The organism is Nocardia sp. NPDC003963, from assembly GCF_053605105.1.
Map to the genome: position 1 here is coordinate 1 of NZ_JBSGIP010000022.1, position 26009 is coordinate 26009.

General features: G+C 67.8%; 24 protein-coding genes and 1 pseudogene. 9 read left to right on the forward strand and 16 right to left on the reverse strand.

The genetic code is table 11. The features are described 5' to 3' along the window. Positions 1-178 precede the first annotated feature (178 nt). The 3 genes from ACWEWT_RS25950 to ACWEWT_RS25960 all read left to right on the forward strand — a co-directional run bounded on the left by ACWEWT_RS25950 (position 179) and on the right by ACWEWT_RS25960 (position 5488). Complete coding sequence (locus ACWEWT_RS25950; RefSeq protein ID WP_452562725.1) at positions 179-1432, forward strand: glycosyltransferase; 1254 nt, start codon at positions 179-181, stop codon at positions 1430-1432. Further along, positions 1429-3579 carry a glycosyltransferase family 39 protein gene (locus ACWEWT_RS25955; RefSeq protein WP_452562727.1) on the forward strand — a complete coding sequence of 717 codons (2151 nt, stop codon included), beginning with the start codon at positions 1429-1431 and terminating at the stop codon, positions 3577-3579. Before ACWEWT_RS25950 ends, ACWEWT_RS25955 begins: the two co-directional genes overlap by 4 nt. Before the next feature lie 472 nt (positions 3580-4051). Further along, entirely contained in the window at positions 4052-5488 is a 1437-nt protein-coding gene (locus ACWEWT_RS25960; protein ID WP_452562729.1) for a wax ester/triacylglycerol synthase family O-acyltransferase, read from the forward strand. A 61-nt stretch (positions 5489-5549) separates the two neighbouring features. Here the strand turns inward: ACWEWT_RS25960 and ACWEWT_RS25965 are convergent, their stop codons facing one another. Further along, complete coding sequence (locus tag ACWEWT_RS25965; protein WP_452562730.1) at positions 5550-6575, reverse strand: alpha/beta hydrolase; 1026 nt, start codon at positions 6573-6575, stop codon at positions 5550-5552. Positions 6576-7329: 754 nt separating this feature from the next. On the opposite strand from ACWEWT_RS25965, the gene ACWEWT_RS25970 reads away from it, so the two are divergent. After that, positions 7330-7653, forward strand: a complete 324-nt coding sequence (locus ACWEWT_RS25970) for a DUF4288 domain-containing protein (RefSeq protein WP_452562731.1) — start codon at positions 7330-7332, stop codon at positions 7651-7653. 75 nt (positions 7654-7728) lie between these two features. On the opposite strand, the gene ACWEWT_RS25975 is transcribed toward ACWEWT_RS25970, so the two are convergent. Together ACWEWT_RS25975 and ACWEWT_RS25980 are read right to left on the reverse strand one after the other, a co-directional pair. Continuing rightward, positions 7729-8112 carry a nuclear transport factor 2 family protein gene (locus ACWEWT_RS25975; protein ID WP_452562733.1) on the reverse strand — a complete coding sequence of 128 codons (384 nt, stop codon included), beginning with the start codon at positions 8110-8112 and terminating at the stop codon, positions 7729-7731. A gap of 166 nt (positions 8113-8278) precedes the next feature. After that, positions 8279-9484 (reverse strand): annotated as a pseudogene (locus ACWEWT_RS25980) (class II histone deacetylase). Positions 9485-11187: 1703 nt separating this feature from the next. On the opposite strand from ACWEWT_RS25980, the gene ACWEWT_RS25985 reads away from it, so the two are divergent. Then, entirely contained in the window at positions 11188-11679 is a 492-nt protein-coding gene (locus tag ACWEWT_RS25985) for a 5'-nucleotidase C-terminal domain-containing protein (protein ID WP_452562734.1), read from the forward strand. A gap of 187 nt (positions 11680-11866) precedes the next feature. Here ACWEWT_RS25985 and ACWEWT_RS25990 read toward each other — a convergent pair whose 3' ends face one another. The 3 genes from ACWEWT_RS25990 to ACWEWT_RS26000 form a co-directional block, all read right to left on the reverse strand. Continuing rightward, the gene (locus tag ACWEWT_RS25990) at positions 11867-12310 is read right to left on the reverse strand and encodes a hypothetical protein (RefSeq protein ID WP_452562736.1); all 444 of its coding nucleotides are present in this window, start codon (positions 12308-12310) and stop codon (positions 11867-11869) included. Between the two features lie 188 nt (positions 12311-12498). Further along, positions 12499-12996, reverse strand: a complete 498-nt coding sequence (locus ACWEWT_RS25995; protein ID WP_452562738.1) for a VOC family protein — start codon at positions 12994-12996, stop codon at positions 12499-12501. 43 nt (positions 12997-13039) lie between these two features. Then, a complete protein-coding gene (locus ACWEWT_RS26000) occupies positions 13040-13897 on the reverse strand; it encodes an SDR family oxidoreductase (RefSeq protein WP_452562740.1) in 858 nt (285 codons plus the stop codon). 114 nt (positions 13898-14011) lie between these two features. Here ACWEWT_RS26000 and ACWEWT_RS26005 point away from each other — a divergent pair, with 114 nt between their 5' ends. After that, the gene (locus tag ACWEWT_RS26005) at positions 14012-14428 is read left to right on the forward strand and encodes a winged helix-turn-helix transcriptional regulator (RefSeq protein WP_452562742.1); all 417 of its coding nucleotides are present in this window, start codon (positions 14012-14014) and stop codon (positions 14426-14428) included. A gap of 115 nt (positions 14429-14543) precedes the next feature. Here ACWEWT_RS26005 and ACWEWT_RS26010 read toward each other — a convergent pair whose 3' ends face one another. The 6 genes from ACWEWT_RS26010 to ACWEWT_RS26035 all read right to left on the reverse strand — a co-directional run bounded on the left by ACWEWT_RS26010 (position 14544) and on the right by ACWEWT_RS26035 (position 20487). Beyond that, complete coding sequence (locus ACWEWT_RS26010; protein ID WP_452562744.1) at positions 14544-15260, reverse strand: GNAT family N-acetyltransferase; 717 nt, start codon at positions 15258-15260, stop codon at positions 14544-14546. A gap of 129 nt (positions 15261-15389) precedes the next feature. Beyond that, positions 15390-16403: a zinc-binding dehydrogenase gene (locus tag ACWEWT_RS26015; protein ID WP_452562746.1), complete on the reverse strand. Its 1014-nt coding sequence runs from the start codon at positions 16401-16403 to the stop codon at positions 15390-15392. Beyond that, entirely contained in the window at positions 16379-17971 is a 1593-nt protein-coding gene (gene phnE / locus ACWEWT_RS26020) for a phosphonate ABC transporter, permease protein PhnE (RefSeq protein WP_452562748.1), read from the reverse strand. Before phnE ends, ACWEWT_RS26015 begins: the two co-directional genes overlap by 25 nt. Next, entirely contained in the window at positions 17968-18786 is an 819-nt protein-coding gene (phnC, locus tag ACWEWT_RS26025) for a phosphonate ABC transporter ATP-binding protein (protein WP_452562750.1), read from the reverse strand. The genes phnE and phnC overlap by 4 nt, the downstream gene beginning before the upstream one ends. Positions 18787-18793: 7 nt before the next feature. After that, the gene (locus ACWEWT_RS26030) at positions 18794-19756 is read right to left on the reverse strand and encodes a phosphate/phosphite/phosphonate ABC transporter substrate-binding protein (RefSeq protein WP_452562752.1); all 963 of its coding nucleotides are present in this window, start codon (positions 19754-19756) and stop codon (positions 18794-18796) included. Between the two features lie 32 nt (positions 19757-19788). Further along, positions 19789-20487: a phosphonatase-like hydrolase gene (locus ACWEWT_RS26035; protein ID WP_452562754.1), complete on the reverse strand. Its 699-nt coding sequence runs from the start codon at positions 20485-20487 to the stop codon at positions 19789-19791. Between the two features lie 87 nt (positions 20488-20574). On the opposite strand from ACWEWT_RS26035, the gene ACWEWT_RS26040 reads away from it, so the two are divergent. Together ACWEWT_RS26040 and ACWEWT_RS26045 are read left to right on the forward strand one after the other, a co-directional pair. Further along, a complete protein-coding gene (locus ACWEWT_RS26040; RefSeq protein ID WP_452562756.1) occupies positions 20575-21288 on the forward strand; it encodes a GntR family transcriptional regulator in 714 nt (237 codons plus the stop codon). Positions 21289-21510: 222 nt separating this feature from the next. Beyond that, positions 21511-22158 carry a hypothetical protein gene (locus ACWEWT_RS26045; RefSeq protein WP_452562757.1) on the forward strand — a complete coding sequence of 216 codons (648 nt, stop codon included), beginning with the start codon at positions 21511-21513 and terminating at the stop codon, positions 22156-22158. Between the two features lie 13 nt (positions 22159-22171). Here ACWEWT_RS26045 and ACWEWT_RS26050 read toward each other — a convergent pair whose 3' ends face one another. Then, entirely contained in the window at positions 22172-22828 is a 657-nt protein-coding gene (locus ACWEWT_RS26050) for a TetR/AcrR family transcriptional regulator (protein WP_452562758.1), read from the reverse strand. Positions 22829-22904: 76 nt separating this feature from the next. Between ACWEWT_RS26050 and ACWEWT_RS26055 the strand changes: the two genes are divergently transcribed. Continuing rightward, on the forward strand, positions 22905-23804 hold the full coding sequence (locus tag ACWEWT_RS26055; RefSeq protein WP_452562760.1) for an alpha/beta hydrolase: 900 nt from the start codon (positions 22905-22907) through the stop codon (positions 23802-23804). Positions 23805-23817: 13 nt separating this feature from the next. On the opposite strand, the gene ACWEWT_RS26060 is transcribed toward ACWEWT_RS26055, so the two are convergent. From ACWEWT_RS26060 to ACWEWT_RS26070, 3 genes are all read right to left on the reverse strand, one after another. Further along, positions 23818-24309: a cupin domain-containing protein gene (locus ACWEWT_RS26060; RefSeq protein ID WP_452562762.1), complete on the reverse strand. Its 492-nt coding sequence runs from the start codon at positions 24307-24309 to the stop codon at positions 23818-23820. 115 nt (positions 24310-24424) lie between these two features. Further along, a complete protein-coding gene (locus ACWEWT_RS26065; protein WP_452562764.1) occupies positions 24425-25480 on the reverse strand; it encodes an endonuclease/exonuclease/phosphatase family protein in 1056 nt (351 codons plus the stop codon). Positions 25481-25607: 127 nt separating this feature from the next. Further along, a complete protein-coding gene (locus tag ACWEWT_RS26070; protein ID WP_452562765.1) occupies positions 25608-25934 on the reverse strand; it encodes a hypothetical protein in 327 nt (108 codons plus the stop codon). Positions 25935-26009: the final 75 nt, after the last annotated feature.

The window sequence follows — 26009 nt, forward strand, 5'->3', positions numbered from 1 at the left end:
GTGGGGCCCGCCCCGGTTCTGGAGCGACAGAGCGAAGGAGCGCAGCGACTGAGCGGCGGAGTGAAGAACCGGGGTTAATAGGGCCCCACCCCGCGGCGCCGAAGGCGCCGCCATATACACAGCCACCTCCCAGGTTCGCTGGAGCGGGGCCCCAGCCCGCCCACCGACCCTGGTCCACATGACCGAGACCGTGACCCTCGCCGCAGCGGCGGACCTCAGGGACGCGACCGCGGCGCCACCGGTGCTGGATGTGGTCGTTCCCGTGTACAACGAAGAAACCGATCTCGGCGTCTGTGTGCGCCGGCTCCGTGACTATCTCGACAGCGGGTTCCCGTTCCCGGCGCGGATCACCGTCGCCGATAACGCCAGCACCGATGCCACGCTCGCGGTGGCCGAACTGCTCGCCGGTGAACTGGACGGGGTCCGGGTGGTGCATCTGGACGCGAAGGGTCGCGGGCGCGCGCTGCGGACCGTATGGCAGGAGTCGGACGCGCAGGTGGTCGCCTATATGGATGTCGACCTGTCCACCGATCTGAACGCGCTGCTCCCGCTGGTGGCGCCGCTGGTCTCGGGTCATTCCGATCTGGCCGTCGGGACCCGTTTGGGTGCCGGCTCACGGGTGGTGCGCGGGCCGAAACGCGAATTCATCTCCCGCTGCTACAACTTGCTGTTGAAGGCGTCGCTGCGGGCGCATTTCTCCGATGCGCAGTGCGGTTTCAAGGCGATGCGCACCGAGGTGGCGCGTAAGCTGCTGCCGCTGGTCGAGGACGGGGAGTGGTTCTTCGACACCGAATTGCTGGTCATCGCCGAACGTGCGGGTCTGCGGATCCATGAAGTGCCGGTGGACTGGATCGACGACCCCGACAGCCGCGTCGACATCGTCGATACCGCGTACAAGGATTTGCGCGGGATAGGGCGGATGGGCCGGGCGCTGGCCACCGGGTCGCTGCCGCTGGCCGAATTGCGTACCGCTGTGGGCCGGGAACCGCTGGTGCCCGGAGTACCGCTCGGCATGATCGGCCAGTTGGTCCGGTTCGCGCTGGTCGGAGTCGGTTCCACCCTGGCCTATGCGCTGCTCTATCTGCTGCTGCAACCGATGGCCGGAGCGCAGGTCGCGAATTTCGCGGCACTGTTGATCACCGCGGTCGGTAATACCGCGGCCAACCGCGCCTTCACATTCGGGGTGCGCGGGCAGAGCGGGATGGTGTCGCACCAGTTCCAAGGTTTGCTGATCTTCGGGTTCGGACTGCTGGTGACCAGTGGTTCGCTGTTCGTCCTGCATCACTGGGCGCCCGGCGCCCCGGTGCAACTGGAGTTGTTCGTCCTGGTCGTCGCGAATCTCATCGCCACCCTGATGCGATTCGTCGGATTGCGCTGGGTGTTCCGGGACAGCGGGCACACCGCCACAACCATCGAGGTGGGGCCCCGATGACCGTTACCGCGACTCCGCCCGGCACCGCGGCACCACCGGTCACCGCGACCGGTCCCGAACCGGCACGCGCGAATCGTCGGGACTTCGCGGCGCCGGCGGTGCTGTTGCTCGCCACCGGCCTCTCCTATCTGTACAACCTCGGCGCCAACGGCTGGGCCAACTCTTTCTATTCCGCTGCCGTGCAGGCGGGTTCGGTGTCGTGGAAAGCCTTCTTCTTCGGTTCCTCCGATGCCGCGAACTCCATCACCGTGGACAAGGCCCCCGCCTCGTTGTGGCTGATGGAACTGTCGGTGCGGCTGTTCGGGTTGAACAGTTGGAGCATTCTGGTACCCCAGGTGCTGCTGGGCGTGGCGACGGTGGCGCTGGTGTGGGTGACCGTCCGGCGTTCGTTCGGCTCGTCGGCCGGGTTGATCGCCGGGTTCGCGATGGCGGTGACCCCGGTGTTCGCGCTGATGTTCCGGTTCAACAATCCCGATGCGCTCCTGGTGCTGTTGATGGTCGCGGCGGTGTGGGCGATCATGCGGGCGCTCGACGACGGACGCTGGCGCTGGCTGGTTCTCACCGGAGCCTTCATCGGGTTCGGGTTCCTCGCCAAACAGCTCCAGGTGATGCTGGTGGTGCCGGTGCTCGCGCTGGTGTATTTGTTCGCCGGACCGCCGAAGATGGGCAAACGGATCGCGCAGTTGTTCGCCGCGGGTGCCGCCATGGTGGTGGCCGCCGGCTGGTGGCTGCTGGCGGTGGAGCTGTGGCCCGCCGATTCACGACCCTATATCGGTGGCTCGCAGAACAATTCGATCATCGAGCTGACCCTCGGCTACAACGGGCTCGGCCGGTTGAACGGGAACGAGACCGGCAGTGTCGGTCCCGGCGGTGAACTGCCGCCCGGGGGCAACGGGATGTGGGGGCAGACCGGTATCACCCGGATGTTCGACCATATGCAGGGCGGGCAGATCGCCTGGCTGATTCCCGCCGCCCTGGTCGCGCTGGTCGCTGGCCTGCTGCTGCGCGGTCGTATGCGACGCACCGACGGTCCCCGGGCCCAACTGCTGCTGTGGGGCGGCTGGCTGCTGGTCACCGGGCTGGTGTTCAGTTTCATGGCCGGGATCTTCCACCAGTACTACACGGTGGCACTGGCGCCGGCGATCGCCGCGCTGGTGGGTATCGGCTCGGTGCTGTTCTGGCGCAACCGGTCCCGCTGGTGGGTCCGGGTGGCGGCCGCGCTCGCCGTCGGACTCACCACCGTGACCGCGTGGATGCTGCTCTCGCGCAGTGCCGATTTCCTGCCGTGGCTGCGGTGGGCGGTCCTGGCCGGCGGTATCGTCGCCACTCTCGCGCTGCTGGTTCCGCTGCCCGGCCGCGCGGCCGCGGTCGCGGCACTGCTCGCCGGTGCGGTGGGTCTGGCCGGACCGATCGCGTATACGGCCGACACTCTGAACACCGGGCACGCCGGGGCGATCCCGACAGCCGGGCCGAATACCGGAATGTTCGGCGGTATGCGCCCGCCCGGTGCGGACGGCGAGATGCCGGGCGGCTTCCCGGCCGGAATGAACGGCGGTCCGGGCGGAATGCCCGGTATGAACGGCGGGCCCGGCGGAATGCCGGGCATCGATGGCGGACCCGGCGGAACGCAGGGTATGGACGGCGGTATGCCGAGTCTGAACGGTGGTATGCCGAGTGGTGGGCCCGGAGGTACACCCGGCACAACGGACGGCGGGGCGGGCTGGGCTGACGGCGGTGCCGGAACCGACGGGAGCCGGGACGGCGATCGCCGCGGCGGACCCGGTGGCGGGTTCCTGAACGCGAGCAGGCCCGGCGACGCGCTGGTGGCACTGCTGACCGCCGATGCCGACGCCCACACCTGGGCAGCGGCCACCGTCTCCTCCAACGGAGCGGCCGGATATCAGCTGGCCACCGAACTGCCGATCATGCCGATCGGCGGATTCAACGGCAGCGACCCTTCGCCCACCCTCGAGCAGTTCCAGCAGTACGTCGCCGCCGGACAGATCCACTACTTCATCGGTGGTGGCGGATTCGGGCCGGGTGGTCGCGGGGGCGCCACCTCCGCGATATCGCAGTGGGTGACGGACAACTTCACCGCGCAGGAAGTGGACGGAGTCACGCTCTACGACCTCACCGCACCCAGGTGACATCCCCTCGAAACATCGCCGGCTCGGACCTTTCCGGTCCGGGCCGGCGGTATCGCCGAACCGATACGAGGCGGAGTTACTCGATCCAGCGATCGGATAGACAACTTTCAGCAATCATCCTTGATCATGTGTATCGGCTATATCCAACGCTCTGCCGCACGGAAACCACATCATCGAGAGGTTCACCCGAGCCGCGGCCCACCCCGCGCACACCGGACGAGAGAATACGCCTCGGGCATCGCCGGACCGTCGATTCCCGGAAAACCACCGACCGTCGATCTGTCCGGGACAATCAATGCCCGTCAGTTCGCCCACTCGATCGATTGCCGTGAATTGCCCGGGCTCTGAAATTTCATCATTCCTGATCAGTGGTATTTCGTCGCCACATCACACACCGTGACGATAGGATCGTCGAATCGACTGCCTCCAACAGGCATTCTTCGAGTAGATTATCGGCCCGGCAGGAAACATGATGGCATACGGGAACAGCGTTCTCGCCGCGAGACAGGCGAAAAGCGTTGTCGGGAAACAACAGCTGACACCGCGTGACGCGGCGTTCGTCTACGACGAAACCGAGCGGCATCCGTCGAATATCGTGGCGGTCTACGTTTTCGATGCCACCGGGGCCGAACCCGTGGACACGGCGGCGGTACTGTGCTGGGCGCGGGCGCGGCTGGGATTCGCACCCCTGTTCCAACGGCGGCTGCATCGTGTCCCACTGGACCTGGACCTGCCCTATTGGGTTCCCGAACCGGCTCTCGACATCTCCGAACATCTAGAACTCGGACCCCCGGGAGCCGACTGGGACACCGTACGTTCCAGGGTCGCCGAAATAGCCATGGAGCGTATCGATCTGACCCGTCCCCCTTGGCGGATCCAGGTATTCGACAGGGTTCGCGCCGTCCCGGGGGTGGCGGGCGAGGCGACGGTGGTCGCGTTGAAATTCCACCACAGCGCCTGCGACGGCATGGGGACCCGGCAACTCGAACTGGAATTGTTCGGCGGGACGGAGGCACCGGCCGTACCGGTGAAGGGCCGGTGGTCGGCAGCCGCGGCCACCGCGCGGGCCGTGGCACTGTTCCCCTACCGGCTGGGCCGTTTCGCGCGAGGACTGTCGCGCACCCGGGCGGCGAGCGCCGAGGCCCGCTCCCGGATCGAGGCGGGGTCGCTGCACGAGCCGCTGTCCCAGCGCCCCGCGACCCGCTTCAACCGCGCGATCGGCCCCACCGTGATGTTCGAACAGGTGTTCCTGCCCCTGCCCGAGGTGAACGCGTTCCGGGCGCGGTGCGCCGAACGGGTCACGGTCAACGATGTGCTGTTGACCGTGGTGTCCGGCGCACTCGCCGCCTATCTCGCGGAACAGGGCGAGACACCCCCGGCCGCGCTGGCCGCCATGGTGCCGATGTCGATGCGCGGTATCGCGCAATGGGATTCGGCGAACCAGCTGTGCCAGATGTCGGTCGATCTGCACACCGGGCAGCGCGACCCGTACACGAGATTGTCGGCGATCCGGGAATCGGTGCGCCGGGAACGACAGCGCCACAGCGATCCGGCGGTACTCCGGCACGCCGCCCGGGTCGAGACCGCACCGGCCTGGTTGCTGCGGGCGGCCGGTTGGGGCCGGGCGCACCGCTCCTTCACCGATCTGACCACGGTCGCGCTGAGCAACACCACCATCAGCAATGTGCCCCCGATGGGCGCCGGGCTGACCTTCCGCGGCGCCCCGCTGCTGCGGGTGTTCGGTGTGCTGCCACCGATGGACGGTGACGGATTGCGGCACCTGATCTCGGCACAGGGCGGCGAGATCGTCCTCACCTTCAGTGTGGATCCGGCGATGATGCCGGACGCGGATCGCTACCGCGAACTGCTCGTGGAGGCGTTCCACGAACTCGTGACCAGCGTCGGATAACGCGCCGGAGGCCCCGCCGGATACCGGCGGGGCCCGGCGATCACGGGACCGTGGGCGCGGGTCAGGAGGACAGCGCGCCGGCCAGCAGCGGCCAGGACCGATGCAGATCGTCCTCCCAGTACCCCCAGGAATGAGTACCGGACGGACGGAGGTCGTAGACGATATCGGTCCGGCCGAGCTCCTGGGTGCGGCGCTGGAGTGCCCGCGTGCAGTAGTCGGCCGCGGCTTCTATTCCGCCGCCGATCAGCAGCTGGTTCCACAGCATTCGCTGGTCACCGTCGAGCCGCGGATCGGCCGCGGAGTCGTAGCGGCCGGCCAGCCCGGTGCCGCTGGCGATATACATCGGGATATCGGGCAGCCGGTCCGCCTGCAGGTAGGGGTCGTGCTCGCGCCAGCCGGGGCCGCCGCTGGGACCCCACATGTTCTCGGCGTCGCCGCCGCCCAGGCTCACCACCAGGGTGACGAACGCCTGCCCCAGCAGGTCGCTGGTCATCGCGCATCCGCTGTAGGCGGCGGCCGCGTGATAGAGCCGAGGCGCGCGGATGGTGAGGTCGAGAACCGAGGTCGCGGCCATCGAGATACCCGCGATCGCGTTCCGGCCCGTGGTGCCGAACGCGGAATCGAGCACGGGCGGGAGTTCCTCGGTGAGGAAGGTCGCCCACATATTCCGCCCGTTGTTGCCCAGTTTCGTTGCCAGACCGGGGTCTTCGCGCTGCCAATCGGTGTAGTAGCTGAATGCCCCCTCCCGGGGGATCACCACATTGACGTGCTTATCCGCGAAGAATTCGGATACGTCGGTCTGCGCGGACCAGGTAGCGGCGTCCTCGCCGCCCCCCGCACCGTTGAGCAGGTACAGGGTGGGTGCGGGTGTCGCGGTATCGGCCGGTCGCAGGACCTGGAGTGCGATATCACGTCGCATGGCCGGAGAGTGCACCGTGACCTCGACCGACCGTCCGGCACCGGACGCGAGCGAGACGATATGCGCACCGGGATCGGCCGCGGCGCCAGGCACCGCACTCAGCGCCGGCACGAGCAGCAGCGCGAGCAGGTACACCCCGGACCGCGCGTTTCGTAGCAGGGAGATCATGAAATCAGTACGCCTGGCTCTCGGACACGGGGTCCACCCCGTCGCGACCGGGTGGACCCCATATCGACCGTCGATCTATTTACCGGCGGCGGGCGTGCCCCCACTGAGGGTGATCAGCGCGTTGACGATACTCGTGCCGACGCCGCCGGCGCTGGCCGTGCCCATGCCCAGAATGTCCATGAGAGATCCCATGTCGTGCTCCTTGTATAGCTGAACAATCGAAATTCCCAGGTGGAATTTCGACGAATGTGGGTTTGCCGGTTACCGGATCAGGCGATGATGCCCTGGAGGGAACCGAGGAAAACGTCCAAGAGTCCGTCGCCGGCGACAGCTGAGCCGAGTGCCGGAATCAACGCGGTGAGCAGATCGCCCATCGAACCCATAGTGAAACTCCTCGAGTGAGTTGAGTCGTCCTCACGGAGTCGAATCGCGGCCGGGAGGACGGTCACGGTCGCTGTGACCGACGGTGACCCAGGCAACATAACAAGCGACCAGTTTTCCCGCAACAAATTCCTCTTAATTGCGGTTACAGGAAGTCAGCAATCGTTTGGCAACTGATCGGCAACCGAACCTGGTACCGAGCGGCTCACACGGCGGGACCGATGCGGCGTCCGGCCGCGAAGCGGCCGGCCGAGGAGGAATGATCGAATGCGCCGTCCGGGCACGGACGGGCCGGCGCGGCGACGGATAGGACCGCACCGGTGTCCGGGACGGTTTCGCGCAGCGGAAACCGCGTCGCAATGAGGAGTAGCCGTTGGCCGAGCGACCGTACATCGCCATCACACTGTTCGAGTTCAGTTCCGATGCCGAGGGCTACGTACCGCTGTACCGGGAGGACGTGACACTCGTGTACGCGGCCTCCGAGGCGGAAGCCCGTGAACTCGTGGAGACGAGTTCACGGTACGAAGAGGGCACCCATCAGAACAAAGCGGGCGACATCATCACGCTCACCCGGAAAGCCGTGATCGACGTATCGGCGGCACTGACCGAAGACCTGTCCGCGGGCGGGGATCTGTACGCACGCCACTTCCGTGATATCGCCGCCTACGCGAAGATGGAGACGCTGCTGGACGAATGAGCATGCCGGAGATCGGCGATGGCTCGGACCGATCGGTCCGAGCCATCGAAGTTCAGCGGAGTGTATGCGGCAGGATCAGGCGAACACTTCGGTGAGGTCGCCGTAGAGACGCTGTTCGGTGCACTGGTTGTCCGAATCGAAGCTCGCGTACACGGCCCCGGGGATATCGAGTTCCTTACCGCTCTTCAGCCAGTAGTGGATACGGATCTCGAAGGTGACCTCGCTCCCACCGTCCCCCGCCGGCTGCGGCTCCATCCAGTGGAAGACGGAGTGCCGGATCTTCGTGCACTGATCGAGCACGAACTGGATGGAGGCGCTCGCCGCCTCCCGGCCGGATACCGGCTCGGCATTGGCGAAGGTCAGTTTCACGTCGTCGGTCATCAACTGGACGGCGTCGGCCAACCGGCCGGAGTCGATGTGTTCGTAGTAGTCCTCCACGGCTTGCCGGACGGACGCCATAGGCCAACTCCTTGCTGAGTTTCCCAGAAAGGGAACGGTTTTCGATTTACTGCGAGCACAGTAGTGGAACCCCGCGCGCCGCGCCGGATATCGCGCGACAGCACAACTCCGCCGATCGGCGCCACGGCGGCGATGTCCCGCCGTCCGGTGGCACCGACGGCCGCGATCAGTGCGTTTCGGCCGGCGCCCGTAGCGATTCGGGAATCGCCGCCCGGACGGCCGCCGCTTCGTGATCCAGCAGCACGTCACCGCCCTGTGACGAGACGATCGGTGTGTACGGATCGGCTTCGTGGGGATCGCCGAGCATTTCGCGCAGCACCGCCAGCCCACAGAACGGAACGTAGTGGGGGCTGTATCCGCCCTCCTGGACGAAAGCGATACGTCCCGCGCAGAGTTCGTCCGCCACATCCAGTACCCGCCGGGTGAGCTGCGCGAACCCGGCACTGGTGACCATCTGGCGAGCCAGCGGGTCCATCATGCCGGCATCGAACCCGGAGGCCACCAGGATCAGTTCGGGCCGGAACTCACGCAGCGCCGGCAGTACCACCTGGTCCACCGCGTAGGTATACGCGGCATCACCGCTACCGGGCGGGAGCGGGATATTGATCGAATACCCCTCCCCCGCCCCGCTGCCCCGCTCCGTGAGATAGCCGGAGTTCGGCGGGAAACACAGGTGCTGGTGCAGCGAGATGGTCAGCACCGACGGATCGTCCTACCAGATCTCCTGGGTACCGTTGCCGTGGTGGACATCCCAGTCCACTACGGCGACCCGCGCCAGCCCGAGCACCTCTCGGGCATACGCGGCGGCGATCGACACGTTGTTGAAAATGCAGAAACCCATCCCGCTCGCCCGGTACGCGTGATGCCCCGGCGGATTGACCAGCGCGTACCCGGTATCGACGGTCCGGGAGACGACCTGGTCGACCAGTTGGATCGCGCCACCCGCGGACAGCGCCGCGATCTGGTAACCGCCGCGCCCGAACGGTGAACAACCGTCTCCGGCGTCCCCGCCCTTCGGCTGGCGGCTCTCCGCCTCGATCCGGGCCAGATGTTCGGCCGTATGCACCCGCAGGATATCCGCCTCGGTGGCCGGAACCGCGCGGATCGGCCGCAAGCGGTCGAGCAACCCCGAAACCGACACCAGCTCGTGGAAACGGCGTTTGGTGTCGGGGTGGGCGACATGGTGACTTATGGGCTGGAGTCCGGTGGTCGCGTCGGCGGGGAACAAACTCCCCGAACCGGTATCGGCCCATCCGTAGACTGTGTTCCAGACATACCCGATTGTCATGGTCGAACTCCTTGGTGTCCGCGACCCGCACTGACGGGCGCCGGACGGCAAACCGCGCGCAATCGATCGACAGCGCCAGCTCATGGAGCCACAACCGGTCCGGGCCCGCAACCGGAACAGGACCACTGTCCGATTCCCGGCGCACGGGCAAACCCCGGCGTCACCGTGACGAGCCGGAATCGATTCCGGCCTGCACTACGGCGGCGGTGCAGGCCGCGCACGCACCGGACCGGAATCGCATGCCCGAGACGTGGGAACACGGTCCGCCGCGGACTCCCGGAACTCCGCGGCGCCGCTCCGTTACGCGGGCGCGTAATCGAACCGGTCGCCGAGCATTTCCACGGCACCGTCCACAGTGATGTTCCGGGTTGTCGCGAGCGTCCGCACGATGGCTCCGGGCAGCGGTCGGACGTCGGAGTAAGGGGACGGCGGACCAGTATCTCGGATTTACGGACCGCCGTCCCGTAGGTGCCGACGACGCGGACGGTGGAAACTCATCGGTGTGCTGAGAATTTCTGTAGATGCCCTGGTGGGAGCAGAATTCACCGTATCGTCGCCTGATGTCCGCCCGGGGGTGTCAGAGTCGGGCGGTATGAGTGTTCTGCGTCGGGCCGCGGCGGCTTGCGCTGCCGGGCTGAGTCTCGTTCTGGCGGCGGCGTGCACGGGGCCCGGGGACCCCACTCCCGCGCCGTCCGGCCCGATTCCGCTGGTATCCACCGATGACCTGCCCGCGGCGGAGGCCGGCGAGGTGCATCTGTTCGGGTTCAACGATCTGCACGGGCACCTCGAACCGGCGGCGGCGAGCAACGGTCTGGTCGGCGAATATCCGGCGGGTGGGGCGGCCTACCTGGCCACCCATCTGGACCGGTTGCGCGCGGCGTACCCGGACAGCGCAGTGCTCTCCGCCGGGGACAATATCGGCGCGAGCCCGCTGGTGTCCGCGCTGTTCCACGACGAACCGACCGTCGAGTTCCTCAACGGGGCGGGAGTGGCGGCGTCCGCGGTGGGCAATCACGAACTCGACCACGGGGTAGCCGAATTGGCCCGGCTCGGCCGGGGCGGCTGCGCGATCGATGGATGCTCACCGGGCACACCGTTCGCGGGTGCGGAATTCGATTTCCTGGCGGCCAATCTCACGAACGCGCGCGGCGAACTGCCGCCGGAGGTGCGGGCGTGGACCATGCTGGAGGTCGGCGGTCACCGGATCGGGGTGGTGGGAACGGTGACACCGGACACCGTGAATCTCGTCTTCCCGGAAGGGATCCGCGGCTACACCTTCGGCGATCAGGCCGAGGCGATCAACAAGTACGTCCCCGCCATGGAGCAGGCGGGCGCGGAAGCCGTGGTCGCACTGGTGCACGACGGCGGCGCGCAAGGGGCGCCCGCGCCGGCGACCGATTACAACGGCTGTGCCGATATCAGTCCCGACGTTCCCGACCTCGCCGCCCGCACCGACCCCGCGGTCCGGGTGCTGTTCACCGCGCACAGTCACCAGCCCTACATCTGCGATCTCGACGGCAAACTGGTGACCCAGGCCGCCTCCTACGGTCGGCTGATCACCGATGTATCCCTGCGGTTCCGTGACGGGGAGGTGACCGCGGCAGCCGTGAACCGGGTGGTCACCCGTGATGTCGAGCCCGATCCGGCGGTCACCGATCTCATCGATTTCTATGCCGGGCAGGCCGCACCGCGCGCCGGGCGGGTGGTCGGTACCGCCACCACCGCGCTGGCACGCGGGGGCGGCGCGACGGGCGAATCCCCCCCTGGGATCGGTGATCGCGGACGCGATGCTCGACAGCACCGGCGAATCGGCGCAGGCGGTGGCCGCCTTCATGAACCCGGGCGGTGTCCGCGCCGATATCGACCCGGGCCCGATCACCTACGGCGCCATCTACGAGACCCAGCCCTTCGGCAATCAGGTGGTGACCCTGACACTCACCGGCCGCCAGATTCTCGATCTGCTGGAACAGCAATGGGACAACGAGAGCAAACCCGCTGTCCTCTCGGTCGCCGGGATCACCTACACCTACGATGATTCGGCGGCGCCGGGCGAGAAGGTAGTCGACGGTTCGGTCCGGATCGGGGGGCAACCGCTGAACGAGGTCGCGGCCTACCGGGTGAGCACCAACAACTTCCTCGCCTCGGGAGGCGACGGGTTCACGGTGTTCACGCGCGGCACCGATACAGCGGTCGGGCCCACCGATCTCGATGCGCTGGAAACCTACCTTCGGGCGCGAGGACCGGTGGCCGCCCCCGCCCAGCGGGTCGGGCTGCGCTGATCACGACGCTCCGCCGAGCACGTCGAAATGCCCGCTGAGCTGGTATTTCTATAGACGATCCCTTTGGGTCGGGTCGCACTCGCCGACCCGACCGGCCTCACCCGGGGCCCGACCCGATCCCCGTAGGGTCCGGTGTGCTCGATCCGCACGCGTACCACTTCCCACCCGATCACCGAGAGAGAAGGGGTTACACATGTCGATCCGCACCACTACCGCCGCTACGCTCGCGGTTCTCGCCGTCCCGGCCGCGGTCGCCCTCGCCGCTCCGGCCGCCACCGCGCAACCCGCCGACGGCGCCTCGGACCAGCAGGAAAGCGAACCCGTACTCGGTATACCGGGCCTTCCGAGTCTCGCCGAACTCTTTCCCGGCACGGACCGAACCGCGCAGGACGATGGGGAGGAAGGCGAGGAGGAACCGGGTCCCGGAGACACCGACCAGCAGGCTCCCGGAGACACCGACCAACAGGGTCCCGGAGACACCGACCAACAGGGTCCCGGAGACACCGACTGGCAGAGCCCGGGCAATACCGACCGACAAGGCCCCGGGAACACCGACCAGGAGAGTCCGGGCGACACCGGCCGACGGGCCCCGGGCGAGGCCGGCCAGCAGAGTCCCGGGGATGCCGGCCAACAGGCTCCGGTCGCCGTTCCGTAGCAGCCACCGGCTATCGATCGAGAAGGCGGCACCCGGAGCCCCGGCCCCGGGCACAGCCGAGGACCAGGTCGTTCGGACCGCCGACCGGTACATCACTGCCGCCGGGTGGGCAGGTAGCCCGCGCCGGCGGCAGTGGTGCGATTCCGGTCCCCGGCCCGCGTCGTTCAGGTCGGCGAGCCGGCCGCCGCGCCGGTCTCCCGGTCCGCGCCCCAGCGGTCCACGGCCGCGTCGAGGTCCAGTGGACGGGGGCGCAGGTCCTCGGTATCGGGCCAGTCGGCACGGGGTACCCGCCACATCACCTCGAACTCGTTGCCGTCGGGATCCTTCGCGTAGAAGGATTTCGACATCAGATGGTCCGAGGCGCCGACCAGCGCGCCCCTCGACCGCAACCGTTCGCCGGTCTCGGCCAGTTCACCGAGGGTGCCGACCTCCCACGCGAGATGGTAGAGGCCGACACTGCCGGCCTGTGGGCCCGGCGCCCCGTCACCGATCGCGAACAGTCCCAGATCATGGTCGTTCTCGGTGTCCGGTGCGCGGAGGAAGGCGGCGCGGCCGGGGACACGGTGGGCCACGACGAACTGCAGAGTGCCGGTGTAGAAATCGACTGCGCGGTCCAGATCGCGGATGTAGAGGACGGCGTGGTTGAGCCTGCGGACGGCCATGGGGATCCTTCTGTGCGTATTACCGGAGCGGTAGCGGGAATTGTCAGATCGCGGCGGCTACGGCAACGGTCAAGGGAGTAGCGGGGCGGCCCAGCAGCCGGGCCAGATCGGGTGTGACGGCGGCGAGTGCGCCCTCGGCGATCCGCGTGTCGGCATCGACGAGTAGTTCCACGAGGAAATCGGGCAGACCTGCGCCGTTGAGTATTTCGGCGTACTGCGCGGCCGGGAGATCAGTGTAGATCACCTTCTCGCCGGACGCGGCGGTCGCCGCGGCGGCGAGCTCGTCGAGCGTCCAGGCGGTGGCACCGGTGAGTTCGTAGATACGGCCCGCCTGATCGTCCGGCGAGGTCAGTACGACAGCGGCGGCCTCGGCCATATCGGCGCGCGTGGCCGAGGCGATCGCGCCCCGGCCCGCGGCGCCGACGATCGTCCCGCGCCGGATCGAGTCGGCGAGCGTGGCGGTGTAGTTCTCGGTGTACCAGCCGTTGCGCAACAGCACGGTGGGCAATCCGGCAGCCCGGAGCCGGGCTTCGGTATCGCGGTGCACGCGCGCCAGGGCCAGCGGGTTGCTGTCGGCCGAGACGATCGAGGTGTAGGCCACGAGTCCGGCGCCGGCCTGCCGCGCGGCGTCGACCACGGCCGCGTGCTGGACGATGCGCAGATCGTCGGGGCCGTTGGCGGATACGAACAGCAGCTTGTCCGCGCCGGCGAAGGCGGGAGCGAGCGTTTCGGGCCGGTCGTAGTCCGCCTCCCGGACCGTGATGCCGCGCTCGGCGAGGTCGGCGGCCCTGGCGGTATCGCGGACCGCGACAGCGAGTTGCGCGGCCGGTACGCCGCGCCGCAGCAGAGCTTCCACCGCGAGGCGGCCGAACTGTCCGGTGGCACCGGTGACGACCAGCATGGGAACTCCTTCTCGGTCCGTATCGGACGCGCAGTACGTCCGCCGACCACGATACACGGCAAAAACCACAGTGCAAACTTTTAGTAAGTGCTCACTGGTGGTTACTATGACGGTATGGACGTAGCGGAACCCTGCCCCACGGAAACCGCGACCGCGGAGTTGCCCTTCGATGTCTTCGCACGTGCCTGCCCGTCCCGCCCGGTCCTCGAACACCTCACCGGGCGCTGGGGGGCCCTGGTACTGGCCGGCCTCGCCGCCGGGCCGCTACGGTTCGGCGACCTGCGCCGCCGCGTCGACGGGGTGAGCGAGAAAATGCTCGCCCAAACCCTCCAGCAGCTGGAACGCGACGGTTTCGTACATCGCGAGGTGCGCCGCGCGATCCCGCCCCATGTCGAGTACAGCCTCACCGAACTGGGCAGCGAAACCGCCCCGCGGCTGCTCGAACTCATAGCCTTCCTGGAGGCACGCATGCCCCGAGTTCTCGACGCCCAGCGCCGCCACGCCGAGTCACAAGCCGACATCGTGTCCTGACCGGCGGAAGCGAGAGGTCACCGCCGGCGCGGACCGGGCGCGCGCCGCGTGGGGTGCGTACGGTGCCGATACCCGTCCGACCCCACCGGCTCGGCTACGAGTTTCCCTTCGCCTGTCAGGCCAGGTCGTGACGCATCTCGACCGAGCGCAAGTCGGGTTCGGAGAAATGTCGCCGGGACTCCCCGGTCGGTTGGAACCCGTTGCGCAAGTAGAGGTTCTTGGCGAATTCGTTGTTCTCCCGCACCCAGAGCGTGACCGCCGAGCAGTCGTGCTCCCGGGCCCACCCCAGTGTGGTGTCCATCAGCTGATCGCCGATACCGGCACCACGGGCGTCCGGGGAAACCCATACCGCCTTCATCTCCGGCGTGCGGGGATCATCGCCGTGCAGCAGCCGGATGCGACCCACCGGCCGGTCGCCCCGGAAGGCCACGAACGACTCGAGTCGGTCGAAATCGGCCCGGAACTGCTGTTCGGTCTTCTTCTCGGTATCCGATCGCTGCGAGTTGAAGTCGAGCCGATCATGATCGGCCATCGTCAGGGCGATCTGCCGGTTGATCCACCAGTCGTCCGGTTCCAATCGGCGCGTTTCGACCGGACCGGCCGGCCCGGTCGACGCACGCGTTCGCCCGAGCATCCCGGCATCGGATGGCTTCGAGGCATGGGCCGCCACTTTTGCCACGGCATCGTCGGCGCCGTCGCTCACCACATCGGCCGCCTTCCGTAGCCGGCCGCTGAAATCCGTATTGGCCTTGATATGAGAATGGGTGAGGCCGTCGACGATGTTCTTCACACCCTGGAACAACTGGGTTTTGGCCCGGGACCAACCCGACACCAGAATCCTTCCGCCGACCGAAACGCTGCCTCCCGATCCCCGGCCGGACCGATTTCCGGTCGATGATGACATACCCGGATACGTCCAACGGCTGTTCGCAGTACAAATCAGCGGCACCGGGTCACGGATTCACGGAGCGATCGCCGCGCGCAGGACTCCGCGCGGCGCGGGCTTCAGGACGGTACCGATCGCGTCCAGCCCGACCGGTTCGGCCACGAGCTCTCCCCACGGCAATGCCGCTACGGTCGCGGTGAGGAATTCGATCGCGCGGACGAGATGCCGGGGTTCGTAGTTGTGCACACCCGTGACGGTCAGCCAGCCGCGGACCACGGCTTCGGGATCCAGCGGCACGGTCGGGGCCGGGGTCACCGAGCCGGCCAGGACCAGTTCTCCACCGAGATCGAGCCGGGACAGCGCCGCGGCCACCGCGGCGGACGAGCCGGAGAAGTCGAACGCGATATCGACCGGCCGCCCGTCGTCCGGGCCGGCCCCGAATCGGGCGGCGAGTTCGCGGCGCGCCGGATGGGGGTCGCTGATCTGCACCGAGGCGCCCCGCGCGACGCAGGCGGCGGTGGCGGTGACGCCGAGCAGGCCGGCGCCGCAGACCAGAACGCGCCGCCCGGACAGATCCCCGGCGGCCTCCAGCGCCGCCATCACCGTCGCGGTCGCGCAACCGGCCGGTGCGGCGACGGTGTCGGGGACCTCGTCCGGTACCGCGACCGTGGTGACTCCCGCGGGTAGCAGGATATGTTCGGCGTACCCGCCCGACAGCGGCCAGTCGCCGGTGAAGGCCTCGTGCCCGACCTTGCGCACCCGTTCGCATTTGGCGGTGAAGCCGCGGCGGCAGCGCGCACATCGGCCGCAGGCCACGGTCACCGACCAGACCACCCGCTCCCCGATCCCGTGGTCGGTATCCGGCCCGGCCGCCACCACCCGGCCGACCGCTTCGTGCCCGAGAATCGACGGCGAGGGAGCAGCCCGGCGACCGGCTACCGTGTGCAGATCGCTACCGCAGACCGTGGCCAGGCTCACCCGCACGAGTAGCTCACCGGGGCCGGGTTCGGGCAGTTCGACAGCGCGCAGTTCCACGCCCGTCTCGGACCAGACGGCGGCCCGGGTCAGACGACGAGTGAGCGTATCCATCCGGACAGCCTTTCGATGGTGTAGACGATCACGAACACGACGACGACGATCGCGCCCGCGATATCGAAGTTCAGGGTGCGGATCGATTCGAACAGCAGGTAGCCGATTCCGCCCGCGCCGACGATGCCGAGCACGGTCGAAGTGCGGATGTTCACGTCGAGCAGGTACAGGCCCGCACCGATCATCGAGGGCATCACCTGCGGGACGACGGCGGCGAAGAGCGTCTTCCACCAACCGCCGCCGACGGCGCGGACCGCGTCCAGCGGGCCCGGATCGATCTCCTCGACCGCGTCGGCGACGAGTTTGCCCAGGAATCCGATGGAACCGATGGCCAGCGCGCAGGTTCCGGCGATCGGGCCCAGTCCGAGCGCGGCGACGAAAACGACGGCGATGATCAGTTCGGGTACCGCGCGGACCACCAGGATCCAGGCCCGCGCGACCCAGTAGACCGCCGGATGCGGCGTCACGTTCGCCGCCGCGAGGATGCCCAGCGGCACGGACAGCACCGCCCCGATCGCGGTCGCCACCAGGCCGATCGCGACAGTCTGCAGCGCGGCGTCGAACAGGTCGGTACCGAATGCGCCGAAATCCGGTGGCAGCATCCGGCCGAACACCTCGACCGATTCCCACGGCCAGCTGAACAGCGTCCACGGATCGATCTCCAGGACCGAGAGCGCGGCGGCACAGGTGCCGGCGGCCAGCACACCGAAAACGAAGCGGGTGAACCGGTCCCGGCGCGGTCCGGAACGGGACGGAGTGAGCAGGGTGCGCCGGATGACGATGGTGAGCACTTCCATGGCGGCGATGATCACCAGGATCACCCCGACGATCCCGAGCGCACGCGGGTAGATCAGGCCGCGCAGGGCGTCCTGTAGCGCGAATCCGATACCGCCGGCGCCGACGAACCCGAGCACCACCGACATCCGGAGGTTGATATCGATGCGGTACACGAACGCACCGATCCAGGCGGGGACCACCTGCGGTACCACCGCGTTCAGCATCTCCCGGAAATAGCCCGCGCCGGTGGCACGGACCGCTTCGCGTGGACCGGAATCGGTCTGCTCGATGGCATCGGCGAAGAGTTTGCCCAGCATCCCGATCGAATGCAGGGCCAGCGCGAGCACCCCGGGCAGGACACCGATACCGAGCGCCCGGACGAACAGCGCGGCGAACAGCAGATCCGGTATCGCCCGGCAGCAGGTGATCAGGCCGCGGGCCGCGCTGTAGAGCGCGGGATGCGGTGTGGTGTTGCGGGCGGCCAGGAAGGCCAGCGGTACCGAGACCACCGCGGCGAGCACCGTGCCCACGACGGCCATCAACAAGGTCTCCACCGCGAGGGCGGAAACCCGGCCCGGGTCGTCGAGCCGCGGCGGCAGCATCCGTTCGAGCAGCGCCGCGATTTCGTCGACACCGTCGAACAGGGTGGCGGGCGCGAAATCGATGTACCAGGCCGCCGCGAGGGTCGCCAGCACGCCCGCCCCGGCCAGCGCCCGCAGCAGCACCCGGCGGATCGCGTCCGGGGCGGGCGGTTTCGTACTCGCGCCCGCGTCGCGTAACAGCGTGCTCATCGCGACTCGGTCGCGTTCGAACCCGCGGTCGCCGGTTCTACCCGGCGGTATATCTCCATGACTTCGTCACGGGAGAGCCCGACGGCCGGGCGGTCGAGTACCTTCGCGCCCCCGCGCAACCCGATCAGCCGATGCGCCCAGCCCATCGCCAGATCGACCTGGTGCAGCGTGCACAGCACCGTCAGTTTCTCCTCGATACAGACCCGGAACAGCAGGTCCATCACCACCGCGGCGTTCTCCGGATCCAGGGAAGCGACCGGTTCGTCGGCGAGCAGTACGGTCGGCCGCTGCATGAGCGTCCGCGCGATCGCCACCCGCTGCTGTTGCCCGCCCGAGAGTGTGTCGGCGCGACGTTCGGCCAGGTCGGCCAGCCCGACCCGGTCCAGATGCGCCAGCGCCTCGGCCCGCATGCGCTTGGGATAGGTGAGCGCACCGTAACGCGGCAGCCGGATCCGGCCGAGTCCGCCGATCAGCACATTCTCCAGGCAGCTGAGCCGGCCGACCAGGTTGAACTGCTGGAAGACGAAGCCGACATCGCGGCGCAGCGCCCGCAGCCGGGCCCCGGAAGCGAGATCGACGCGGGTGCCGTCGACCTCGATCCGCCCCGAGGTGGCCGGATGCAGTCCGTTGAGGCAGCGCAGCAGGGTCGATTTACCGGAACCGGAAAGCCCCAGCAGTACAACCATTTCACTGCGGTGCACCTCGAACGAGACATCGTCGAGCGCCACGGTGTCCCCGAATTTCTTGGTGACCGACTCGGCGGAGATGACGGTATCGTCTCCGGCCACGGTCGGCCGGTGGGGCGCGGGAGGCACGGCCGGCTCAGCCCTTGCACTTCTCGGAGCCGGTGACCTCACAGACGTGGCGCACACCGTCGTAGTCGGCGTCGCCGGCCGGTGCGACACCCCAGATACGTTCGTCGGTGATCCGGCATTCGCCGGTGCAGAAGCCCTGCCCCAGCATGTATTCCGCATTGGCCTTCTCGGTGAAGATCGTCTTCAGTTTCGCCACGACATCGGTGCCCAGTTCGTTGTTCGCCGAGAACAGCGACCCGGCGATGGTCTCGGATTTCCAGACCGTCTTCAGCCGGCCCGGTTCCAGGTCTCCCTTGTCCACCAGGGTTTTGTCGACCATCGTGTCGAAGGCGAATCCGGCATCACAGTCACCGGCCGCCACGGCCAGCGCGGAAGCATCGTGCCCGCCCGCGTAGATGGGCTGCACCCCGGCCGAGAGGTCGGCCTCCGAACCCGAGGCGATCACTTTCGCTTCGATCAGCCCGGCGGTGGGATAGAGGAATCCGGAGGTCGAGCTGGGGTCGACGAAGCACACCTTCTTCCCCTTGAAATCCGCCAGCGAGGATACGGCCGCATTGTCGGCCGCGGCTAGCCCGTAGGACTGGTAACCGGGTTCACCGCCCTTCTCCTGAACTCCGGCACCCAGCGGGGTGATCCCGGCACCGTTCACCCCGGCGACCACATAGGCGAACGGTCCGAAGAACGCCAGATCGACATTGCCGGCGATCATGCCCTCGACGACGCCCGCGTAGTCGGATGCCTGGATGAATTCGACCTCGGAGCCGGTCTCTTTCTCCAGCAGCGCGATCAGCGGATCGTAGCTGGCCTGCAGATCGGTGGAGTTCTCCGCCGGGATCGCGGCGAGAGTCAGTTTCTCGGGAAATCCCTGTTCGTTGCGGGCACCGGAATCACCGGAACCGGAACAGGCGGAGAGGGTGAGGGCCAGGCCGGCGAGTGCGGCGACCACGGCGTGACGACGACGGAAGAACATGGGACGTCCTCGGGGAGAGAGTGTGGAACGGATCAGGCGGATAAGAGGAGGGCGGGCAGATCGGCGACGGAGTCGAGTACGTGGGTGGCCCCGGCTTCGCGCAGGGTGGCGGCATCGTGTGCGCCGGTGAGGGTTCCGGCAACGATGGCAGCGCCGGCCCGGAGTCCGGAAGTGATATCGCTGGAGGTGTCACCGACGACCGCGGTATGGCGGACATCGTCGGCTCCGGTACGCAGCAGCGCGGTCAGCACGAGGTCGGGATAGGGACGGCCGCGACCGGCGTCGGCCGGCGCCAGCACCAGATCGGCGATTTCGGTCCAGCCCAGCGCGGCGAGGATGCGCTGCTGAGTGGCGGGGCTGAACCCTGTGGTCAGCGCGACCTTGATACCGGCCTCGCGCAGTTGTGTGATGGCCTTCTCGGCGCCGGGGATCGGTGCGATCCCACCTTCGTCGACATGCCGTTCGTAGGCGGCCTCGAAGGCGGCATTCGCCCGGACGGCGCGTTCGTCGGAGCCGAACAGGGTGCGGAACACCGCGATCTTGGACTGACCCATGGTGTCGAGGACGTACGTGCGGGCCGCATCGCGTTCGGGGCCGGCTTCGGGCAGGCCGACGGCGGTGGCGGCGGCATCGAAGGCACGGATGACCGCCCCGTCGTCGGCCACCGTGGTGCCGGCCATATCCATTACGACCAGGGTGAAATCGCTGTTGTCTTGCACAGGATCGAGCATGCCCCTGGTATAGACCAGGAGAAAGGGCGTCCGGGCGAACCCTTGGTTAACAGCTGGTATAGACCAGGATGGCGGTAGGGTTGGGCTGTGTCGTCGACGGTCGAACCCCGGGTTCTCAAACATCAGATCGTGCGCGCGAGTATCGAGGAATTACTCGACGGGCTGGATGTGGGAGCCACCGTGCCCTCCGAACGCGATCTCGCGGTGCGCTTCGACGTGGCCCGGGAGACGGTGCGCCAAGCGCTGCGCGAACTCCTCGTCGCGGGGCGGATCGAACGACAGGGGAAGACCACCCTGGTCGCGGGCCCGAAACTCGTTCTACCACTGGCCCTGGGCTCCTATACCGAGGCCGCGCGCTCCGAAGGCCGCACCGCCACCCGCATACTCGTCGGCTGGTCCCGGCAGACCGCGGAACCGGAACTGGCGGCCATGCTCGCGATCGAACCCGGCGATCCGGTGGTCCAGCTCGAACGCGTCCTCACCACCGACGGCGTGCGGCTCGGCCTCGAAACCACCCGACTGCCCGCCTACCGCTATCCCGGACTGCTCGAATCCTTCGACTACACACAATCGCTGTACGCCGAGATCGCCACTCGGGGGATCGCTTTCGCACGGGCCGTCGACAGTATCGAGACCACCCTGCCCGACGCCCGCGAGGCCGCGCTGCTCACCGTCGACACCCGCACCCCGATGTTCCTGCTCAAACGCGTCTCCTACGATCCCGACGGCATCCCCATCGAACATCGCCGCTCCCTCTACCGCGGCGACCGGATGACCTTCACCGCCATCCAGACCCCCTGACCGGACAATCCGCCACGGCACGCGCCGCACGCAGCAGGGGCCGACCATTGCCGCCGCCGGCGCACGATCGAACCCCCAGCCGCAGACGGGATATCGGCCGGTAGCGCCGGAACACGCCACGCGCACTCCAGATCCCGGCCGGACGCACGGCTATCCGGTTTCTCCCGTGCGGGTTCCGCGCGCCATCGATACCCACCGACCGAGCATTGATAGCTTTCGCGCATGAAAACTCGAAGAGTGCGCGGCGGCTCGTCGATACTGGTCGCCCTGATCACCGGCTTGCTCGTCGCAACATATTCGGCGACGGTGCCCGATATCGAGCTGACCGGCCGGGAGCCGTCGAAACGAGGTCCACTGATCGTCGCCAACGGCTTTCCCGGCGGCAGGTTCGCCCTGCGCAACGAGGACGCCCGGCTCTGCCTGACCAGCGAGACCGCCCGCTACTACGAATACGACAGCACCCGGCAGCAGCCGGAATACACTCGCCCCGGCAACGAGTCCGGTGCGCTCGGCGACCCCGGCCCAGCGATGCGCGCCTGCGACCGTTCGGTCCAGCAGCAATGGTTGTTCGACTCCAGTGGCGCGAATACCCACTCCGGTGTGCGCAACAATCTCGTCAGTATCGTCCCGCAGGACACACGGGGATACTTCGCTCTGTCCTACGGCAGCACCCCCTCCCGCGGCGGAATGGACGCCCGACTCGTGACCTCCGGCTCCAGCCTCGCGGTGAAGTGGCAGTTCGCGGGCGGCTACCTTTTCGAGGAGGGCTACCCCAAGTCGGTGCTCACCTACCTACCCGGCGACCAGACCCTGAAGATGACCCCCCGTGGCGGCCCGTACCAGCGCTGGCGCCTCCAAGCGGTGCCGTAATCCTCGGTGGTGGCTACCGCGGGCGGCCATCGGACAGCCCGCGAGCTCCGAGTCCCGCCAGGACGATCCCCAGCCCGTCACGGAATTCGGCTTCCGGATCACTCGACGCCGCGGCTTCAGCGATCTCGATCAGTTTCGGGAAACGGTCCGCCGGCAGTCCGGCGACCCGGGCCGCGACAGCGGTCCGATCCTCGCCGTTGCGCGCAGCGAGTGGGCTCGCGAGTTCGGCCTGCGCGAAGCCGGTGACGAATCCGGAGACCACCCGGAAGGCCACCAGCAGGTCGATACCGGATCGACCGGAGCGGGCCAGCGCCTCCAGCAACGCCTCGGCGGGTGCGAGGGTCGGGATATCGGAACTACGCCGGGTGAGGATCAGCGGTATGGCGTGTGGATGCGCGCGGACGGCGCGCCACATCCCCTCCGCGATGGCCGAGACCCGCACCGGCCACTCGTCAGCGCTCTCGGCCCAGCGGGTTTCGCCCATGACCGCTTCGGTCACCAGCTCCTCGAGTCCTTCGCGACCATCCACATAGTTGTAGATCGTCATCGCGCCGGTACCCAGCTGGGCGGCGAGGTTGCGCATCGTCAGACCGGCCAGTCCCTGGTCATCGACGAGGGCCAAGGCCGCCGCCTGAAGCTGTTCCCGACTGAATTTCCTGGGCGCCGGCATAACCCCTCCTTGTTCAAGTACGACGTACGTGATTAACTGAACTGGTTCACGTACAACGTACCTAAATAGAGGTCTGATGACGATCCGCACAACATTCCCGTCCGGCCGCGACCACTGCGCGGCCTGGCTGACACTGCCCGACGGCGACGGACCGCACCCGGCGGTCGTTCTCGTCCACGGAGGCGGCGCCACCCACGAGATGATGCTCGGGCAATACGAGAGATGGTTCGCACGAGCAGGGCTGGCGGTAGTGGCCTTCGATTTCCGCCACCTCGGCGAATCCGGGGGTGAGCCACGCCAGCTCGTCGACCAGCGCCGCTACGCCGAGGATGTCGACGCGGCACTCGGTTTCGCCCGGTCACGTCCCGAGCTGGACCCCGGCCGGATCGCCCTGTGGGGCACCTCCTTCGGCGCCAGCCATGTCCTGGCCGCCGCAGCTCGTCATCGGGACCTACGCGCAGCCGTTGTGCAGTGTCCGGTCTTCAGCGGACGCGCGGTCGTCTCCCGGGCCGGCGCCGGGCAGCTGCTCCGATTCACCCTGCCTATCGCCTCGGACCTGATCCGGGCCGCACTGCGGCTGCCCCGGCGCTATGTGGCACTGGTCGGGAGGCCGGGCGACCGCGCCTTCGTAACACAACCCGGCGCACTCGAGGGATGGCAGTCGGTGACGCCGCCGGGTTACCGTTTCGACAACCGGATCACTGCGGCCTCCGGGCTCGGCATGCTGTTCTACAACGCCGCATCGGCCGCGCCCCGAGTGCGCTGTCCACTGCTGGTCTGTGCTTGCGAGCGGGAGAACCTGATCGATCCCACCATCGCCGGACGGGTAGCGGCCACCGCGCCCCGAGCCGTGCTGAAGCACTACGACGCCGACCATTTCACCGTCTACCACCCACCGGCGGTGGACCGGATAATCGCCGACCAGATCAATTTCCTGACCGAACACCTGATGCTGCCCACGGCCGCGCACAATTGACGGCCGGTCCCTGCTACTCGCTGTTCCACTCGCTCCAGACCGGCGGCGGTCCGATGAAGTACACGCCGAAACCCTCCAGGAAACCGGAGTTGTCCTCGTCGTGGCGGACCTCCGCGGCACCGACACCCTGGAAGTAACCCTCCAACGCGCCGGGGGTGTTGCCGACGAGTACTTCGGCTGTCTCGGTGATGGTCTGGAAGGTATGCGGCACATTGCGCGGACCGAATACGAATGCCCCGGAATCGGCCTCCTGGACAGTACATTCGGCCAGGGTTGTGCCACCCAGCCAGAACCGCGCCCGGCCCGAGGTCACGACCCAGAACTCGTCCTCACGCGTGTGGTAATGCAGCGGAGGCGCGGAGTCCTTGGTGATCGTCAACCGCATCACCGTCAAACCGCCGGCGGTGTCCTTCTCGGTGAGTGACTGTTCGAAAGAACTGTTGTAGTACCCGTAAGTCGGCTGCGTCCACGGATTGCGCACGCCGCCGCGACCGATCGCGGTCATGGCAGAGCCTTCTTTCACCTTGTGTCACCGACGATTTCGCCGAATCCACCGACTCTATCCGGAAGCCCGCACCGACGTAGGTGAACAGCTAACTGCGGCGGATCCGCTGCCCCGGCTACTCGGCCGGCCCACGGGCCGCGGCCAGCACGTCGAGCGCACGCGGGTCGACGACCTCGAGATCGGCCCAGACCAGGTGATGGTCGGTCTCGGTGGTCACCACCCCCCGGTCGACGGTCCGGAAGTCCGCGGAGGAGTAGATCTGGTCGGGTGCGCCGTCCCAGCCCGGGACGGTCCTGGCGTCGGTGTCCAGCGCCGAGCTCATGCCCATCTCCTCGAACATGGGCCCGTACACCCTGGCCGGTCGGTCGGTGTTCAGATCCGCGGCGACCACCGTCGGCCCGTCGATCAGTTCGCGTACCGCCGAACCGATCTCACCCGCATGCGTGGCACCGGCTCCCTCCTCGTAACTGTGCCCGAAGAAGCCCAGCGGGGTCGGGTGCAGATTGACCACATTGACACCACCGACCGTGACCCGCTGCGCGTAGCGATCGTAGGGCTCCACGGACCGGCCGGCGACCCGCAGATCGAGACGGGTGACCGGCAGCCGTTGCGCCCGTTCACCCTCGATCGGCAACCGGCTGAGCATCGCCAGACTCAACGTCTTACCGTCGCTGATATGTGACGGGCACATCGGCGTCTCGAAGATATGGGGACAACCGGCGAGCTCGGCCAGCTTCTCGGCGATCGAGCCGCTGCCGTCGACTTCGGATTCCTGCACATTGATCACGTCGGGACGCAGACGCCGCAATTGCTCGGCGAAATACGGTAGATCCACTTCGTCGTAGTGGAACGCATCCGCAGACAACGAACGCCGGCCACCGGCGATATTCCACGTCACCATCCGGAAGGGACGGCGCGGATCGTTCCCGGCCACTCGGGGGAACTGCGTAACCGGCCGGATATCCGCCCCCGACGTAGCCTTCGGGTCCCCGGCATCAGGAGTCCCCCGGAACCCCCGATCGGCCCGCCGCAGTTCGCCGGCTCCGCCCCCGGCCTGCCGGCCCACGGCCCGGATCCCGCTTTCGGTGGCGAAGGCGATATCCCGGACCGCACCGCTGACCACACCGCAGAGCTGCCGCCGCGCCTCTGCGATATCGGGCCGGTTCAGCAAAGGACACTCCTCGGACCGGACAGCACAGTCGACGCAGCGACAGTATCCCCGCACGACCACCCCGGCGAACACGCCCACCACACCACACCGTGGGAACAACGAGTGGTCGCGCGGGATCCGCTACCGCTCAGAGGCTCCCGGACATCCTGCCGTACACGATCAGCAGGGCCACATCGAGCAGCGAGATGACGGCCGGTACCAACCACTGCTGCCGCGGCCGGTCCTTGCGCATCACCACCAGCGCCCCCGTGACGCCGAGGAGCCCGGCGGCACAGTATCCGGCTGTCCAGCCGAAACCGTCCGAGGTCAGACCCAGTACGACCGTGAACGACGACAGGACCAGCGCCGCCACCGTCAATTCGTTGCGTAGCGACCCCTCGTCGAGCGACGCACCGACCCGCTCGATCACGGCGCCCACACCACCCGAGCGTCTTGCGCGACGTATATCCCCCATGAACACACCCCTTCCGCCGGCTGCCGCGGTTCACGCGACAGGTCTGTGTCTGCCTTTCGGTCCGGAATACGAGAT